Source organism: Paenibacillus sp. FSL H7-0737 (assembly GCF_000758545.1).
Classification (GTDB): Bacteria; Bacillota; Bacilli; order Paenibacillales; family Paenibacillaceae; genus Paenibacillus_AQ.
The window spans coordinates 5,529,568-5,546,218 of record NZ_CP009279.1 but is presented as its reverse complement, the minus strand read 5'-3'; the positions used below and the strand labels follow the sequence as shown (position 1 = coordinate 5,546,218).

Here is a 16,651-nt window from a genome sequence, read left to right as displayed (position 1 = left end):
ATGAAAGCGATGATCATTGAAAAATATGGGAAAAGTCCTCTTCTAATGGCAGACATTCCAACACCTTCAGTAGTTGATTATGATGTGTTGGCAGAGATCCATGCGGCGAGTATTAATCCTATCGATTTCAAGGTGCGGGATGGCAAAACTCGTATGTTGTTGAAATACGATATGCCGCTTGTGTTAGGAAATGATTTTTCAGGTATAGTCACCAAAGTAGGAAACAAAGTAACTAAATTCAAAATAGGCGATGCAATATACGGACGGCCAAGAAAAAATAGAATTGGAACCTTCGCAGAATATATATCCATACATGAGGACGATATAGCCTTAAAGCCACAAAATCTTTCCTTTGAGGAAGCGGCGTCAATCCCATTAGTCGGGCTTACATCCTATCAAGCATTACATGATATATTACAGCTATCGGCAGGGCAAAAGGTATTGATTCAAGCTGGATCGGGCGGCGTTGGGACCTTTGCTATCCAGCTTGCTAAAGCGATGGGAGTTTATGTAGCTACAACTACTAGCGATGCTGGAGCTAATCTGGTCAAATCTCTTGGGGCCGATCAAATAATCAATTATAAAACAGAACAATTTGATAAGGTCTTACAAAATTATGATGGAGTATTCGATACGATTGGCGGAGAGACATTAGAGAAGGCTTTTAAAATAGTCAAACCAGGCGGACAAATTGTATCGGTTTCTGGGCTGCCTAATGCACGCTTCGGAGTTGAATATGGGTCTGGTTTTATAAAAACGAGTCTTTTTCGATTGGTTACCCGTAAGCTAACGAAATTAGAAAAGCAATATAATGTCAAATACAGCTTCTTGTTCATGAAACCTAGCGGCAGACAACTGGAGATCATTTCGGAGCTTATAGAAGCAGGGAAAATAAAGCCTGTAATTGATCAAATATTCTCTTTCGAAGAAGCTCAGAAGGCGATGGAGTATTCTGAATTGGGCAGGGCAAAAGGAAAGATCGTATTAAAGATAAAGTGACAGGGAATTTAACCCCACTCATAGAATATAACTACTTGTGTCAAGAAAGGAGAATTTCTATGTGTTTTCACTGTTATAGGAAGATAAGAATCCGTCACCTCCCTGAAACCAACGTGTTAAAGTAAGATATTACACAAATCATATGGGGTGTACCGGATGAAGATTAATAATAATTATTTGAAGGAACAATTAAAACATGTTTACTGGCTTAATGGGGGGCCTTGTGCTGGGAAGACTACCATGACCAAGGAATTTGTAGAGGAGCTAGGCTTTCAAACATTGAGGGATGATGTCTTAAAATACAGACCATTCACTAGTCCTGTTGAATACCCTGCCCTTCAATTTCCTAATTCTGATTTGGATTGGAATAAGTGGTTCAATAAACCTGTAGATGAGCACTGCCAATGGCTATTTCAAATCGTCGAAGAGATGATGGACTTCTTTATCATTGATTTGTTAACAATGCCTAATGATAAACCAATTATAATAGATTTAGGAATAATGCCTGAACGTATACTACCGTTTATTCCAGAAGAGAGAATGATTTGTTTTTATACGTCCGATGAAGAGATAGAGAGATTATATTACTTTAGAGAAGATCATAAGATGATTTTAGATTGTATTAACGCCTACACGATAAATCCAGAAGAAACGATTAAACACGGTAACAAATCTATGGTTAAGTTCTCTAATGAGATTAAGACTGCTTGTAATAAAATGGGGATCAAAACCGTTGAAAGAATACCAAGTATGAGCGTGGAAGAACAATTTAGGTTAGTTAGAGAACATTTTGGATTGTAGAGATGACCAAAAGGCAGATCTATTACAAAGACCCCTTCCTTGTTTAGGAGGGGGTTGTCTTTATATATGGGTGTAAATTTTAATATAAGTGCAACCCATCCTAAGAATTCTCTACTATATAGATAAGAGTGTTTAAAAGGAGAAAACGAATGGAAGACCAAGGAATAATCCACCTATACTTACAGCGTTCACAGCAAGCCATTTTAGAGACTAAAAATAAATATGGGGCTTACTGCAGAGTCATTGCAAGAAACATTATTTCAAATTTCTCGGATGTTGAAGAGTGTGAGAACGATACATACTTAGCGGCATGGAATGCGATACCGCCCAATCTGCCTAGGAATTTTTCGGTATTTTTAGGGAGGATCACCCGTAATATTGCGCTTGATAAGTATGGTTATAATACAGCGAAAAAGCGTAATCGTGAGTTTGAAGTCATTTTAACGGAACTAGAAGAATGTCTAGCTTCGCCTGATACTGTAGAAACAGAGTATGAAGAAGGTGAGATCGCAAACTTAATAAATCAATTTTTATGTGGCATAGATGAGCAAGCGAGAAACATATTTATTGGAAGGTACTGGTATTCCTATTCAATAGATGAGCTTTCTATGAGATTTAATATGAGTAGTAGTAAAGTGAAATCCATATTATTTAGGACAAGAAATAAACTTCGAGTTCATCTAGACAAAGAGGGGGTTAACCTATGAAAAAAGAAGATTTATTTAAGGAGATCGGACTCATTGATGAAAACTTAATTGAAGCGGCTGGGCACAATGGAACAGAGAAAAGGAAAAAAGGAATTTCTAAAAAGTGGGTTATTTTGGTTGCCTGTCTTGTCCTATATAGTTCAACCGCTTCAGCTTTATTAGCAACAGAATATTATAAAAATCAAAATTCAGAGCCTTACATACGTTATTTAAATGCTGAAGACATGGAGTTAGAGCCTGCTACTCAATATGATGCGGAAAAATTTCTACATGCTTTAAAAAGTGATAATAATGAATATGTATATATTGCTATTAATAGGCTGGTAGAAAGCTTTAATGATCCCACGTTGAGAGTAAAAGCGTTAAAAGAACTTCAGCCATTTATAAAAAATGAGAATCAAAAAATCGCTGATGCGGCTGCTTTTGCCGTAGATATTTTGTCGAAAAGTTATCGGAGCCCTTATATTGTTAAGCTAGCAGACGGAAGTATGATATTTACGTTGTTTAATAATTATTCGGATTATGGAAGTCAAAATGTCATTTGGAGAATAAAAGACAATGTGCTTAAAGAATATTTAAGTTTTTCTGCACCATCTATGTATATTACAAAAATTATCCCTTCTCCAAATCATAAGTTAATTGCGATCGTAACATGCTCTAATAAAAGTAATTTTGTTCAAATTAGCAATATTGAAGAGGGAATGACAAGTCCAGAGTTAATAGAATCTGCAAGAGTCAAATATGGTGCACAAAAAGAACTAGATACATGGATTCGCAACGATCATGAGAATTATAGCTATGCTGATAACCTGGTGTGGAAAGACAATGATACATTAGTATTTGAAGGTTCTCTTGCCTACCAGAATACTGAGATTATTGAGAATGTTACAGTGAAATATCAGTTTAGTAAAAAGATAATAGAAGTAAAAGAGAAGGGGTTGTGACCATCGGATAAACGTACTTTTATTTCTTGTCCACATTTATACCTTACCAAAACGATGGAATTGCATTTAATGAATAATATCGATAATAAGGGAGGTTTTGAGGATGGGAAATAGAAAAGCTGGCGGTTATGACCCCGTACAGATCTTTAACTCCACATCGTTTAATGCATTTGGAAAAGTTGAATATGCATCCATCTTATGTAGTGATGACAATTATAGTGTTCAGCGTGATGAGACTTGGAAAGCTTCTAGCCGTGGAGTCTGTTTGGTGACTAGAATCACTGCAACGGTTAGAACGCCGAGTGGAAATATTCAAGCGGAACCTTATACGTCTTCCGGCACTTCTTACAGCCAGTTTGCCATTATACAGGTAGGGGTAAATAAGTTCCAAGTGACGCGTGTTGTAAGTAACAAAAGACGCAAGTAAAATTGCAAGCGGGGGATTATCAAGGATAGGCACCAAACATGAAAAGACGACAGGCCAAAGATAAGAGGCTGGTCGTCTTTTTTTTTCGTTCTAATGTTTCTTATACCATAATATTCTGCGATGCATTGAGGAATCTTTCAAGAGCCGGAATGGGCGTAAGTCCGGTTGATAATTGCCTTCAATGATCCAAATCCGGCAGTTCCTGTCGATGCCTATATCGAACCCGACTTGTCTAAGCTTTGGGTAACGCTCACCCAGTTGTGTGGCTGCCAATAATGCGATCTGTTCCGCTTTGACAAGCAAGCTCCGATCTCCGATTCGGGCTAATTTGAGTGCCTCAAGGACTGGAATGGTGCGGCTAGCCACATTCGTGACTAGATATCCTTGCGCCGCAACTTTCGCGTATGAGCCTGTCACGTTCCAAGTGGATGAAGAGCTCTTTTGTCGTTGAACCATTATCCGAATGTCGAATGGCTTGTGTTGAATTTGGGCAAGCTGCAGACGCCTTTGGACAATATATCCACGACCTCTGTTTTTTTTATGGAACAATTTAAATAACTTATCGCTGTCTGTCATGGTGAAAGCTTTCTTTTCGTTATGAATACGATAGGCGTTTGCACCGTTTCGTTTAATGAACAGGATATCCCTTCCGTAACTCCCGTTGCGAGGTTTCAATACGACGCTTTGATAGTGAAGCAGCATATTCGTTAATGCGTTCTTCTTAAGCAACTGTGTCTCTGGCAGCCGTCCGGCGAGAGAGGAACCCTTGCGAAGGATGCGATATTGCAACCATTTGTCTCTTTTGATTAACATTAGAATCACAGCCTTTTTCAATCTTCTACGGTAATTCTAAGTCAAATTAGGAATCAGTATAAGTGGATATTCGTCCATATTTATGAGCCGAAGCAGGTGAAAAAGGCTTTTAGGCGGCTTAATTTCATTACTGTTCAGCTTCGGCTGGGCGCGGATTATTTATTGGCATTCGCCCAAACACTCTTTCCGCGAATGCATATGATGATTGTGCCTACTCATTGAAAGGAGTGATCACATATGGGATTTTTTCCAACGCCGGGAAGCGGCCAATTCCCAGGGTTTCCGGGTGGACCAGGAGGACCAGGAGGACCAGGAGGACCGGGTGGACCAGGTGGATTTCCTGGGACTCCGGGACCTCCAGGAGCTGCACCGGGAGGCGTTCAAGCGCCGACGGCACCTCCACCGCAATTCGTACCGCAAATGTCGGCCACCGCATTTGCCATCGACCCCGGTGCGATCAGAGGCTGTTTGTTCCGCAACACATACATTTGGCTGAACAACGGCGAGCAATTCTGGTTCTTCCCGGTATTCGTCGGGCGTAATTCTGTTGCAGGGTTCAGATGGTTCGGTCTCTTCTGGGGGTACTTCGGTATTGATTTGAATCGGATTCGCTCGTTCACCTGCTTCTAAGGCAGACAGCGAAAGAGAACAGTCTGGGGGCTGTTCTCTTTGGGGGTCTTTTATGGATTTATATCCTGGTATTTGTCGATATACAGACTTCCGTCCAATTGGAGCTCTGCGTAAAATACTTGATCTAAAGAATGAATGTTAGCTTTCTTTAATTGTTGGTTGAGCCAGACAATAGAGACATCTATTTTATTAAGATTCTTTTCTACGATTTTACCATCAACGATAAGCTCAGTTGGGATATTGTGAACAGGTGCAACGTTTACTTTTATATCTTTTTTTGTTGCTGGCAGCAGTTCTTCTTTTATCAACACGCTAAGTTTACCGTCAGGTTCCAGAATTGCAAATTCGACGTCTTCGGGTGAGAAGACATCCTTATTCCGAAGCAACATGCTTAAATCGTCGATGTTGAGGTGCTGCTTAGCTAATGCCTCTTCCAGAATCTTGCCTTGTTTGACGAGAATCGTAGGTTGGCCGTCGAGAATCTCACGTGCTTTGACAGAGCGCAGTCCGATCAATGCAACGCTGAACGCCAAGAGTGACCATAAGACCAAGCTAGATATTCCTTGCAGCAGCGTGATTTGTCTGTTGACGATAATTTCCGCAGTGGTGGAGCCGAAGGTGATCCCTGTTACATAATTGAAAAACGTTAGATGTCCGACTTGTTTTTTACCGAGAAGACGCGTCAAAACGAGTAGAGCAACGAAAGACGTTGCCGTACGAAATAGAATTTCTCCATATGTCATATGCTGAGCCCCTTCTTGCATAACAGATAGTCTTAAAGTGACCCCCATTTTCCTCGCTTATACTTGTTAAGTGAAAGGAATCGAATGAACATGAACGGCTGGACGAACGTTTAGATAGGACATGCCGTTATGTTTTTAGTTAGAAACTGACAAAAAAGTATCCTGACTTTATAATTGTTTTATATATCCAAGTTGTGTCGCTGATCAGGAGGACGGAATGCAATTTCAACCAATGTATTATGACGGGGAATTATTACTACCGATGATTGAATTAAATATGACATTGAACCAATCGGTTGCCATTATAACGGACTTGAAGCGAAAGCAGCTTTTAATGAATCAATTAGTGGACCATTCTCAATATTATTTATTTCGGGCTGGGCAAAGCGAGTATATGCGTTTAACGGTGGAAGAGCTAATTACTTTTCTTATCCAAGTAACGGAGAGGAAAGAGCGTGCCGCTTTGTTAATGGATTATTTTGTTCTAAAAGAAGAACGGAAGGTGAGGGTCAAGGATCTAAGCTCATCGAAAAGGATGTATGTGACCTTGCTACGTGTTTTTTTTGCGCATCAGCCTACGCTTGTACTGGAGGAACCTTATTTTTACTTGGAAGAGCAGGATCGTCGTCAATTCAAACGGATTCTGGATGATCTTTCGCAAGAAAAGCAGATATTGATTTTAACTTCGAATTTAGAGGATGCCCTTATTTCCTGTGATACCATTTATCGGTTGAACGAGTCCGGATTTCATCCATTGGATATTCGGGACTTCGAAGAGGATAAGCAGGAATTACAGAAACAAGACGAGACCAATATAACCTTGCAGAAGATCTCAACCAAAAGAAATGACAAAGTAATTTTATTTAATCCGCCTGAAATCGATTTTATAGAAAGTGTAGAGGGTTCGATCCTTGTTCATGTGGATGGGGAAAATTATGACTGTGCTTTGACGTTGACCGAACTCGAGCAAAGATTGTTAAATTTCGGTTTTTTTAGGTGTCATCGGTCCTACATCGTTAATCTGCAAAAAGTAAGAGAGATTATTACATGGACGAAGAATAGCTACAGCTTGCGGTTAAATACAGGTAAAGATGCTGTGGTTCCGTTATCTCGTTCAAAATTGTCTGAATTAAAAGCACTTCTGAACATTTAATTTCCTGGGTAATGTCGAACCAAGCAAGCATTCTGTGGTACTATTCAGGCGATAATAGCTACATTTCGGCGGGTTTTGATGGCTGGAAGCATGCAATCTTTATATGCTTAAGGCATCAACGCTAAGGAAGTGGTGTTAATGGATGTTATCCAAGTAGAACGTGTCCGTAAGAGATTTGGAAATAAAGATGCGTTGGCAGATGTGTCTTTTTCAATTCCGAAAGGGGAAATTTTTGGTTTCCTCGGGCCGAGCGGTTCAGGAAAAACGACATTAATCAAGATTTTAACTGCGCAGTTAAATCCGACAAGTGGACAGGCAAGTGTATTTAACCAGCCAGCGGAGATGATGCAGCAGTCTGCACAGAAGATGCGCTTCGGCATTTTGACGGATAACAGTGGTCTATATGAAAGATTATCGATTGAGGAAAATTTGGAGCTGTATCGTAAGTTATATGATCTTCCCAGATCTGCGGTCGATAAGGTGCTGCAGTTTGTAAACTTAAGCGGAGAGCGCAAAAAGAAAGTCAATCTCTTATCGAAAGGGATGCGTCAGCGTGTCATGTTGGCCTGCGCGATTATCCATGAGCCCGAATTATTATTTCTAGATGAACCTACTTCGGCTTTAGATCCGGTAAACTCAGCACATATTTATAAAGGCTTACGCTACTTAAATGACAAAGGGACAACGATTTTTTTAACTACGCATGACATGGCTGAGGCAGAATTGATATGCAACCGCGTAGCGATTCTGTATCAGGGGCAAATCCAAACCATCGGTTCACCGAAGGATCTTAAACGACAGCACCGGGAGAACGTAGTTTTTGTTGAATTAATCAATGGGGAAGCTTACGAGCTCCCGATCGATGAGGGAACGGCTGATCAAATCGCGGATTGGATGAGACGAGGGTTAATTGACCGGTTAGAAACGAAAGAGCCAAGTCTAGGTGATATTTTTATTAAAATGACAGGAAGTGAGTTACTATGAGTATCTCATTAAAACGTGTCCAGGCGATATTTGTGAAGGATTACAAAGAGTTTTCTCGCAATTATGCGATCTCCATTATGTTGATTTTTCCAATTATTATCGCTCTGATTTTCAAGAGGGCAGGTGCGTCTTTACCTGGAGCCAGCGGTTTTCTTTTTAATAGTTCGTTTGTATTGCTAACATGTTTCGCACAAGCCTGCTTGATTGCGGAAGAGAAGGAGCGTAACACTTTACGGTCATTAATGATGACACCGGCTACGACCATGGATGTACTAATCGGCAAAAGCAGTTTGGTCTTTGTCATGTCTGCTGTTGTTCTCGCTATTTCTACATTATTATTTGGCTATGAGCCAGCTAATATATGGGCGTTTGTGGCAGTAATCATTCTTTCGATTATTCTGTACACTGCAGCCGGGACGATCTGCGGTTTATTCTCCAAGACGTTGCTTGAAGCCTCATTATCTATACTCCCTGTGGCGTTCATATTTATGGGGGCACCGTGGGGAGAAGTACTAGCGAAGGATTATCCGGTCTTCAAAGTGCTGGATTACATGCCAAGCAGTCAGCTTGTGCATCTGCTGGGTCTAAGCAATACAGGTTATACGACGGGCGATGTATTGAAACCTCTCCTCATTAATTTGGCATGGACGGTTGTGCTAACAGTAGTGTCTATCATTTTGTATCAGCGGCGGTTGAAGGACGAGTAAGGGAGCTCTGAAGGGACTTTAGCCAGCCTTCGATGGGTCTTTGGTAGGGTCGAAACAAGCGGCCGACTGAGACTATACGACGATTATTCTCATATTGAGGCTGTGATGTTGTCATGACGGGGCCTGCCGGGTAATAAAGATGATTAGAACTTTCAAATTTGGCTGAATTTGGATTGGTAGCCATGGAAACGGAGGGAAAGATCATGGCGGCACAGACAGTATCAGGCATCAGCTCCGTACAGACCATTGCGGCCTACGGCGGTACACAGAGTGATGTCAGTTCCCTGGAGAAACAGCGGAACCGGCTGATGATGGAACTGGATAAAGTGAATGCGGCACAAGGAAGTGAGATGCAGACTCCTTATCGCCGGGAGCAGCTGCAGCGGCAAATCCGGCTGCTGGAGTCCCAACTCGTACAGAAAAGCGGGAGTAGCGCCGCCGTAAATTTTGTACCGGCTTCTCCGCTTCAAGATCACCTCCCCCTCTCGCGGATTGAGTGGAAGGGAGGCCTCAAGGGCATTGGTCTGACCGATCCCCGGACGGCGACGGTGAACTCGGAGGGCCACTTCGACGTGTTAATTTAGGCAAGAGAGCGAAGGTGCGAAAAGCATCCGGTGATGAACCGGCTTTTCGCACCTCTTTTTTGAATAGGCGGTGAACCGTATCATAAGGAGCGGCAAGTTTCTCGTAGGTACCCAGCAAAACTGTGCATGAGATGTCGGATGGATGCCGACGACACTTGCTATATTGTTAGTGAAGGGAGGTCATTCGAATGGATTTGCTTGCAAATCTGAACGGGGCTCTACAATACATTGAAGAGAATCTTGCTGATGATATAGACCTGAAGGAAGCGGCGAGGTTGGCTTGTTGTTCCGAATATCATTTTTCTAGAATGTTCTCATTTCTTGCAGGCATCACGCTATCAGAATACATCCGTCGGAGACGCCTGACATCTGCGGCATTTGAGCTTCAAGCTGGAGAATTAAGAGTTATGGATGTGGCGGTGAAATATGGATATAGCTCAGCAGACGCATTTTCTAGAGCTTTCCAAGGCTTGCACGGTATTCCGCCCTCTTCGGTAAAGTTGCATGGCCCCTCATTAAAAGCCTATCCGCGCTTGACCTTTCAATTAACGATTCAAGGGGGAAGTGCAATGAACTATCGTATCATTGAAAAAGAGTCATTCTGTATCGTAGGGATTACGAGAAGGGTACCTATCCAATTTAATGGCGTAAATCCGGAAATCGCATCTATGTGGAAAAGCTTAACTAGCGATGACATTGACCAGCTCAAAAAGCTCTCGAATGTCGAACCTCAGGGACTGATTCAAGCATCGATGAATTTTTCTGAGGGGAGAATGGAAGAAAAGGGGGAACTTGACCATTATGTTGGCGTTGCTACAACCAAGGAATGCCCCGAAAATTTAACGAAACTAGATGTTCCTGCAGCAACATGGGCTGTATTCGAAGCCGTTGGACCATTTCCTGATACATTGCAAAATGTCTGGGGACGCATCTATTCTGAATGGTTCCCTACCGCTAATTATGAGTTGGCAAGAGGCCCGGAGATTTTATGGAATGAGAGTAAGGATATATCTTCACCCACCTTCAGAAGTGAGATTTGGATACCGGTTTTGAAAAAATAATAAACGGTGATTACTATTGTACTTCTGATTTGTCAGGCCATCCATAGAAGGATGGCTTTTTTTTGTTGTGGGGGATGGTTTGTAAAGTTGAGATTGACCCTTATTTTTACATATGAGAGAATAATGGAAATTTTAAAATGAAAGGGAAATAATGTATGAGTAATCTTTTCCGATTCATTCCTATTAGTCAACTAGCAGATAAATTTCCGGAAGGATCTTGGTGGGCGAAGTTTTACCAGGATTTCAGTGACGAGCAGCTAGCCGCTTATTATGAAGGGGATTTGACGCTGCCTTCTCTTAATCTGGATTGGGAGCAGGCTTTCCCGCAACAAAAAGAGGTTATCATCATTTTTATCGATGGAAATTTTACTGTAGACAATCTCTATAATAAAGAAACAGATGGTGCCATAGGGCTTATGGTAACCGGTAATTTGAATGCGAAAAATATAGCTGTAGGCGGTCAGGAAATCTATGTTTCGGGCAATCTGATGGTTGAGGAAATATTGTGCGGCACCTACAATCACGGGGAAACAATTGTTATAGGTGATCTTAGCGCTGCGGTTTTAGTTCAGGATGACGAGTACAGCATTAAAGTAGACGGGCAGAAATCTATTGCATGCTTAGTAAATGTATGGGAGGGAGACGGCGTATTTCAGGAGCTTCCGGTGGACATTCATGAGGTGTTGATTGATGAAGTTTTTCTGGATATGGATGAGGAGGACATGGAATTTTCCTTTTGCACGCTGGTGAATGTTATTGTAGAAGGGCGTTCCGCATTGAAAAAAGTAAGTGAACCCCTCACGAGAAAGAAACCTGTTCATTTATATTTTACCCATAACACGATCAATGAGGAAAATATATTGAAATTGACTCAGTGTATTTTAATGACGGATGACAAACCTTCTTTTAATTTTCAGGAGCAAGGCGTATTTTTCAAAGTTCAGCTGGAGCATATTGATGCAGACGGGGATGAGCGGGATCTCAGCGTTTATATGAAAGATAACCGGCATCACTATTATATTTGGCTGGAGCATGATCATTCCATCGGTTTGTTGAGGAGAACTATAGATGAGGGGTCTGAGTGGAAGCACATTACAGAAGAGTCTCAGGAACAGCTAGCGGAGATTAGCGATTGCTGGACTATGTTGCTGACCTGTATTAATATGGCTGAGCTTTATTTACGAAACATTGAGGTCCAATATGTGCAAGACATTTTGCAACACGCTGTAATTCAGGAATTATATTCGGAAGAAGAGGAGGATGACGGGTTCTGGGACGGCTCAAAATATTACAGCTTCCGTAAAGCGCATACGGACGAGGACGGAGACTACCTGCATGCTCGGATTGAAATCAAGACTCCAGATGAGGCGTATTATTTTTATACAGTGGATCATGGAACTTATGTTTCCCGGCATTATCAGCCGCCCAATCAATATGGCAAGCAGGACATGTCTTTTTTGGACCTTAGGCGCTGGGAGGCATCAGAGCAGTATTTTACAAGATTCAAGCAATTTATTGATCAGAAGATAGAGGCTGGTGTAAATAGTTAGGCTTGATGACGTTCTAAGAGGTGAGCTTTGTCGTCAAGGAGGTCACGCATCACGCATGGCAACTGATCTTCCACCGAGGAGACCAGCATGGCTACCCCATGGATATACGTTAAGGTCGGGGAATCGACGGCCCCTAGCCCCGGATTATAGGTAAAGGAGTACTCGATGGTATCCCCGTGTTGCAGGTTATTTACAGGGTAGGTATAGTTACCGTTTCCTGCCGGGGTCATGGCTACGTTTAGCTGACCTATTTCGATTTTTAATATCTACATCCCATCTGGTAGAATAGGGAAAACCATATTTCTCTATATTCTAGTAACTTGATTATACGTTTGGGAGGTAGACCATGGACAAAGAACTAACCGCGCAGCTGACACAGTGGCATGAAGATGATGAACACCAGAAGATTGTAGACACTCTGATGGAGATTCCTCCAGCGGACAGAGATTACGAGGTAGTCAGCAGTCTGGCAAGAGCGTATAACAATTTGGGACGTTATGAAGAAGCCCTTGAACACTTCGCGATGATTGCGGAACAAGGGCAGAATGACTATCTGTGGCATTTTCGTGTGGGATATTCCTACTACTATTTGAATCGATATGAGGAAGCAGTGAGAGTGCTGAGTATTGCCCATGACCTCGATCCGAATGATGAGAATACGGCCATGTTTCTGAAATTCAGCCAGCGCAAGCTACGCAAAGAACAACACGCCGCAGCCAGACAGGCAATCAGAGAGCAACATAATGATTCGGGGACGACTGCAACTCCTTTTGAAGGGATGGACCTCTCCGAATTTTGGAAAGATAGCGATTATGCGCTAAAAGAATATGTTTCTGCCCCGCCTACGGATGAGCTGATTGCTTCTGTAGAAGAAGAACTGGGTTACAAGCTTCCTGCCTCTTATATCAGTCTGATGAAGCAGCACAATGGGGGAGTTCCTTATAATACTTGTTTTCCGACGGAGGACGCGACCTCATGGGCTGAGGATCATATTGCGATTACGGGCATTATGGGCATCGGACGCGAGAAAAGCTATTCTCTCTGTGGCGATCTCGGCAGCCCGTTCATGATTGAGGAGTGGGGGTATCCTGACATCGGCGTAGTAATTTGTGACTGCCCTTCGGCAGGCCATGATGTCGTGATGCTGGATTACCGGAACTGCGGGAGGGACGGCGAACCTGAGGTAATTCATGTGGATCAGGAAGATAATTATGAGATTACGTTCTTGGCCCAAGACTTCGAGACGTTTATACGCGGTCTGGTGAGTGATGAGGACTACGACACCTCTGAAGAAGATAAAGAGGAGGATTTGCGCAAAGTAGCCGTAGGTCAATTCTCGCCTTTGCTTGCGAAGCTGTGCAGCCATGTGTCTGAGGTAGATCAGCTTGAGCAGAAGATCCGTAGAGTCTGTACCCGAATCGTAGAAGAGAAGGGACACTTTTCCTTTCATGCGGATGAGCTTTCTACTCTGATGTACGATTTGCAGTTCTGGCTGTACACAAGCTCTTATCCAAATACGAGCCGTCAACAATATCTGGATGTATATGAGGAAATGATCGCTTTTGGCGGCGAGTTCGGTCAAGGCGGGTATGCTCCGGGCTGGATCAGCGACTGGCTGGATGGGCGAATACGGGAAGGGCTGATTGTTCAGAAAAACGGGGTGCTTTGCTTCACGGATCAAGCCCGCTCTGAGGTCATTGCACGGCTGGAAGCAGAATCCGCAGAAGAGGACGTTGCCCCTTTTATACTCGTGGATCAGCAAGGTGGAGGCATGTCTGTCATTCTAAATGTGGGTAGCTACCGATCGGAAGTGTTTGAGGCCCGGGCAGACGAAGGATTTGAAGGCAACGGGTACGATTGGGCTTCTTTGGCGGCTGTGTTTGTGAACGAATATATGCCTGAATGGGTAGATACGATTCATTTTGACCCGGAAGCGGATATGTTCTGTGCTTATTCGGAGAATAGCGAAGCTATTAAGCAGTTCGCGGTGCGGTTCAAGCAGGCCTGTGAAGATGAGACGTTGATCCGGGATCTATTCTCCCGCGCGGAGCTCGATTGATCACAATAGTATTCAAGGGCTGGATCACGCAGAAGGTTGAGAGAATGCATCAGGTAGGAATCCGTTTCAAGGTTAGTTTTCGTTGGCACCAATATATGGATGATACGGTTTTTAGCTGACCGTCAGCATCTGCTGCAAGGATGAAGGCTATAAGTCTTGGCCGCCTTGCAGCAGATGCTCTTTTTTAGAAAGTTACGGGCATAGATTTGAACATGTGAAGTAGATTATTTTTGATATAATATAGTTAAGATTTTAGTTATTGTATTCTATTGATAGGGAATAATGAGAGAAAAGGAGAGATGGAAATGACGTATATCGTTGATTTTAAAAATGTGTCTACGGTCGGAGTAGAGTCTTCACCTGTAGCAGAGGCGCTTGCTGGTTTACGTGCGAATGAAGCTCGTTATTTTATGAACAAGTACAAGCATGAATTTACAGTTGTCCCAGCTAGCGAAAGCCAGGAAAACCTTGATTATGTGAGCCGAATTTTAAAAGAAGAACGTAATATTGAGTTTGCGGCAAAACCTTTAGAAACATCGCGTTTTCAAGTGGAAAATATTAAATTCACTTATGTCTTTTATGAAGACGGACTTGAGGTTAATGTCATGTATACGGTTGATGATCCTAAGAAGCGAGCCGTTGGTTTTAAGCTTTCTGAGGGGATGGAGATACCAAAGGAGTTAGAAGAGAAGTTTAAATTTGCTAGGCAAAAGTCTAAACTAGCCGGTACAATCCGTGGCTCGTATTTTGTAATCAAAGGAGAGTATTAAAGGAGTAAGAATAATACAAGCCTCTATTCCGAGTGGCGGGATAGAGGCTTTATTTATTTGCTATCTGCATAAGCCAAGTATCTTAAAATGAGGGCGTAACCAAGGGATTCACGGTAACTGTAACCATCGGACCAAGTAATTTAAAGTCCATACTTTCTTTTAATTTATCTAATCCTGCGGAATGATTTTATAGGATTATCTCCGCAAGGCGATGTATCCCCTGCTCAATTGATGCTTCATCTACTTTTGCAAACCCCAATACCCATCCCTTTCTTTTGCTATCCAGACAATAGGGTCCAAGAGGGTAAACACGTATTCCATGTTGTAGGGCTAAATTTGTCACTGTTTCTTCGTCGTATGATTCCTCAGCCTCAAGTAACATATGCAATCCTGTTTCTACTCCACTGAGTGTAAAACGCTCCCCTAAACCACTAGCCATAATAGCTTTTGTCATGACTTCGTGTCTTCTTCGATATACATTTCTGACTCTTCTCATATGCCGCATAAAATGACCATTTTTAATGAAATGGGTTAGTGTTAGCTGATCCATAATCGGAAGATGACGGTAAGTCAGTTCCTGTACCTTCGCTAGTTGAGCAATTGCCTCGACTGAACCTATAATAGCCGAAATACGAATGCCAGGAGCAATCATTTTAGAGAAACTCATGAGATACAAAGTATTATTGGATGCCTGACTAAACAACGTTGGCAGTGGCTCCCCACGATACCGGAATTCACTATCATAATCGTCTTCAATGATCCAAAACCGTTCTTGAACCGCTTTATGTAGCAATTGTTGCCGACGGGGCTCTGACATAACGACCCCTACTGCGCACTGGTGAGAAGGGGTGGCAAAGATCAGTTTGGATTGAGGGTGAATATGCTCCACCACTAGACCATACTCATCAACGGGAATAGGTACCACATTCATTCGTCGATATTTCATCGCCATCCAAGCAGCTGGGAAACCTGGATCTTCTACTGAAACTGTGTCCCCATCAGCTAAAAGCGACTGTGCGATTAAATCGATACTATGCTGAGCTCCTGAGGTCAACAGAATCTGATTAGTTTGGATATGTATGCCCCGTTCAAGGGATAAATAACGCTGTATTTGCTCACGTAATGGTGTGTAACCGTAGCAATTACCGTAAGCCCAGCTTGATAAATCCATTTCAGCAGATGCGTGGAGCAGCGATTGCCGCCAGCTTTTTTGAAATTGTTCATCCAAATAGGGTTCATGAGGACTGAAATCAATATCCACTTCTAGCTGTTCTTTACCTCTGAACCAGTCATGTAAATGATCAACAGCTGAGTCTAACAAGGAGAGTGAAGGAGGTGTGGGACCCTCTGTTTCTATTTCCTTCGTTGATGACACATTGAATTGCTTCCATCTACTAACTCGCGTTCCTCCTCGGCGAGAGGTAACTGTATAACCTCGACTTAACAATTCCTCATAGACGATTTGTATAGTTGAGCGTGAGACACCTACGATGTGAGCAAGTTCGCGGGTAGGGATTAGTAATTCTCCTGGCGCCCAGACTCCGCTAGTAATATTATGAATTGCTTGATCAAGCAATTGCTGCCAGATCGGTCTCTTATCATTACGAATTACTTTCATCATCGTACACACCTCCAAATAGAAGCCCAATCATAATAATATTAATTATGGATTGCTTTAAACGGTCGTTTTTGGATATTTTAATGCAATCCATACATTGA

At 42.4% G+C, this 16,651-nt stretch carries 18 protein-coding genes and 1 pseudogene; 15 read left to right on the top strand and 4 right to left on the bottom strand.

Annotation, left to right across the window (positions count from 1 at the left end; translation table 11 throughout):
* From H70737_RS24245 to H70737_RS24225, 5 genes are all read left to right on the top strand, one after another.
* Positions 1 to 999 (top strand): NADP-dependent oxidoreductase, encoded by a 999-nt coding sequence (locus tag H70737_RS24245; RefSeq protein ID WP_042191427.1) that lies wholly within the window; start codon positions 1 to 3, stop codon positions 997 to 999.
* Positions 1,000 to 1,155: 156 nt separating this feature from the next.
* Positions 1,156 to 1,800, top strand: a complete 645-nt coding sequence (locus H70737_RS24240; RefSeq protein WP_042191425.1) for a DEAD/DEAH box helicase family protein — start codon at positions 1,156 to 1,158, stop codon at positions 1,798 to 1,800.
* A 149-nt stretch (positions 1,801 to 1,949) separates the two neighbouring features.
* Positions 1,950 to 2,507 (top strand): RNA polymerase sigma factor, encoded by a 558-nt coding sequence (locus tag H70737_RS24235; RefSeq protein WP_042191423.1) that lies wholly within the window; start codon positions 1,950 to 1,952, stop codon positions 2,505 to 2,507.
* Positions 2,504 to 3,451, top strand: coding sequence for a hypothetical protein (locus tag H70737_RS24230; protein WP_042191420.1), 948 nt, complete (start codon positions 2,504 to 2,506; stop codon positions 3,449 to 3,451). The genes H70737_RS24235 and H70737_RS24230 overlap by 4 nt, the downstream gene beginning before the upstream one ends.
* Before the next feature lie 103 nt (positions 3,452 to 3,554).
* Positions 3,555 to 3,878 (top strand): hypothetical protein, encoded by a 324-nt coding sequence (locus H70737_RS24225; protein ID WP_042191418.1) that lies wholly within the window; start codon positions 3,555 to 3,557, stop codon positions 3,876 to 3,878.
* Positions 3,879 to 3,968: 90 nt separating this feature from the next.
* On the opposite strand, the gene H70737_RS24220 is transcribed toward H70737_RS24225, so the two are convergent.
* Complete coding sequence (locus H70737_RS24220; protein ID WP_042191416.1) at positions 3,969 to 4,691, bottom strand: YheC/YheD family protein; 723 nt, start codon at positions 4,689 to 4,691, stop codon at positions 3,969 to 3,971.
* Between the two features lie 237 nt (positions 4,692 to 4,928).
* Here H70737_RS24220 and H70737_RS24215 point away from each other — a divergent pair, with 237 nt between their 5' ends.
* Positions 4,929 to 5,321 carry a hypothetical protein gene (locus H70737_RS24215; protein WP_042130783.1) on the top strand — a complete coding sequence of 131 codons (393 nt, stop codon included), beginning with the start codon at positions 4,929 to 4,931 and terminating at the stop codon, positions 5,319 to 5,321.
* A gap of 50 nt (positions 5,322 to 5,371) precedes the next feature.
* Here H70737_RS24215 and H70737_RS24210 read toward each other — a convergent pair whose 3' ends face one another.
* On the bottom strand, positions 5,372 to 6,064 hold the full coding sequence (locus H70737_RS24210) for a YetF domain-containing protein (protein WP_042191414.1): 693 nt from the start codon (positions 6,062 to 6,064) through the stop codon (positions 5,372 to 5,374).
* 217 nt (positions 6,065 to 6,281) lie between these two features.
* Here H70737_RS24210 and H70737_RS24205 point away from each other — a divergent pair, with 217 nt between their 5' ends.
* The 6 genes from H70737_RS24205 (at position 6,282) to H70737_RS24180 (ending at position 12,103) form a co-directional block, all read left to right on the top strand.
* Positions 6,282 to 7,217: a LytTR family transcriptional regulator DNA-binding domain-containing protein gene (locus H70737_RS24205; RefSeq protein ID WP_042191412.1), complete on the top strand. Its 936-nt coding sequence runs from the start codon at positions 6,282 to 6,284 to the stop codon at positions 7,215 to 7,217.
* A 138-nt stretch (positions 7,218 to 7,355) separates the two neighbouring features.
* A complete protein-coding gene (locus H70737_RS24200; RefSeq protein ID WP_042191410.1) occupies positions 7,356 to 8,201 on the top strand; it encodes an ABC transporter ATP-binding protein in 846 nt (281 codons plus the stop codon).
* Positions 8,198 to 8,908 (top strand): ABC transporter permease, encoded by a 711-nt coding sequence (locus H70737_RS24195; RefSeq protein WP_042191408.1) that lies wholly within the window; start codon positions 8,198 to 8,200, stop codon positions 8,906 to 8,908. Before H70737_RS24200 ends, H70737_RS24195 begins: the two co-directional genes overlap by 4 nt.
* A gap of 203 nt (positions 8,909 to 9,111) precedes the next feature.
* Positions 9,112 to 9,492 carry a FlxA-like family protein gene (locus tag H70737_RS24190; RefSeq protein ID WP_042191407.1) on the top strand — a complete coding sequence of 127 codons (381 nt, stop codon included), beginning with the start codon at positions 9,112 to 9,114 and terminating at the stop codon, positions 9,490 to 9,492.
* A 188-nt stretch (positions 9,493 to 9,680) separates the two neighbouring features.
* A complete protein-coding gene (locus tag H70737_RS24185) occupies positions 9,681 to 10,553 on the top strand; it encodes an AraC family transcriptional regulator (RefSeq protein WP_042191405.1) in 873 nt (290 codons plus the stop codon).
* A 155-nt stretch (positions 10,554 to 10,708) separates the two neighbouring features.
* Positions 10,709 to 12,103, top strand: coding sequence for a hypothetical protein (locus tag H70737_RS24180; protein ID WP_042191403.1), 1,395 nt, complete (start codon positions 10,709 to 10,711; stop codon positions 12,101 to 12,103).
* Here H70737_RS24180 and H70737_RS31695 read toward each other — a convergent pair.
* Complete coding sequence (locus H70737_RS31695) at positions 12,100 to 12,354, bottom strand: hypothetical protein (RefSeq protein ID WP_442950261.1); 255 nt, start codon at positions 12,352 to 12,354, stop codon at positions 12,100 to 12,102. The two genes, H70737_RS24180 and H70737_RS31695, sit on opposite strands and share 4 nt — an antisense overlap.
* Before the next feature lie 95 nt (positions 12,355 to 12,449).
* On the opposite strand from H70737_RS31695, the pseudogene H70737_RS24175 reads away from it, so the two are divergent.
* The 3 genes and pseudogenes from H70737_RS24175 to H70737_RS24170 all read left to right on the top strand — a co-directional run.
* Positions 12,450 to 13,811 (top strand): annotated as a pseudogene (locus H70737_RS24175) (SMI1/KNR4 family protein); the annotation flags it as partial.
* A gap of 42 nt (positions 13,812 to 13,853) precedes the next feature.
* Positions 13,854 to 14,162 (top strand): immunity 51 family protein, encoded by a 309-nt coding sequence (locus H70737_RS31365; RefSeq protein ID WP_269321851.1) that lies wholly within the window; start codon positions 13,854 to 13,856, stop codon positions 14,160 to 14,162.
* Between the two features lie 305 nt (positions 14,163 to 14,467).
* Positions 14,468 to 14,932: a DUF8821 family protein gene (locus tag H70737_RS24170; protein WP_042191399.1), complete on the top strand. Its 465-nt coding sequence runs from the start codon at positions 14,468 to 14,470 to the stop codon at positions 14,930 to 14,932.
* A 187-nt stretch (positions 14,933 to 15,119) separates the two neighbouring features.
* Here the strand turns inward: H70737_RS24170 and pdxR are convergent, their stop codons facing one another.
* Positions 15,120 to 16,553, bottom strand: a complete 1,434-nt coding sequence (pdxR, locus tag H70737_RS24165) for a MocR-like pyridoxine biosynthesis transcription factor PdxR (RefSeq protein ID WP_042191397.1) — start codon at positions 16,551 to 16,553, stop codon at positions 15,120 to 15,122.
* Positions 16,554 to 16,651: the final 98 nt, after the last annotated feature.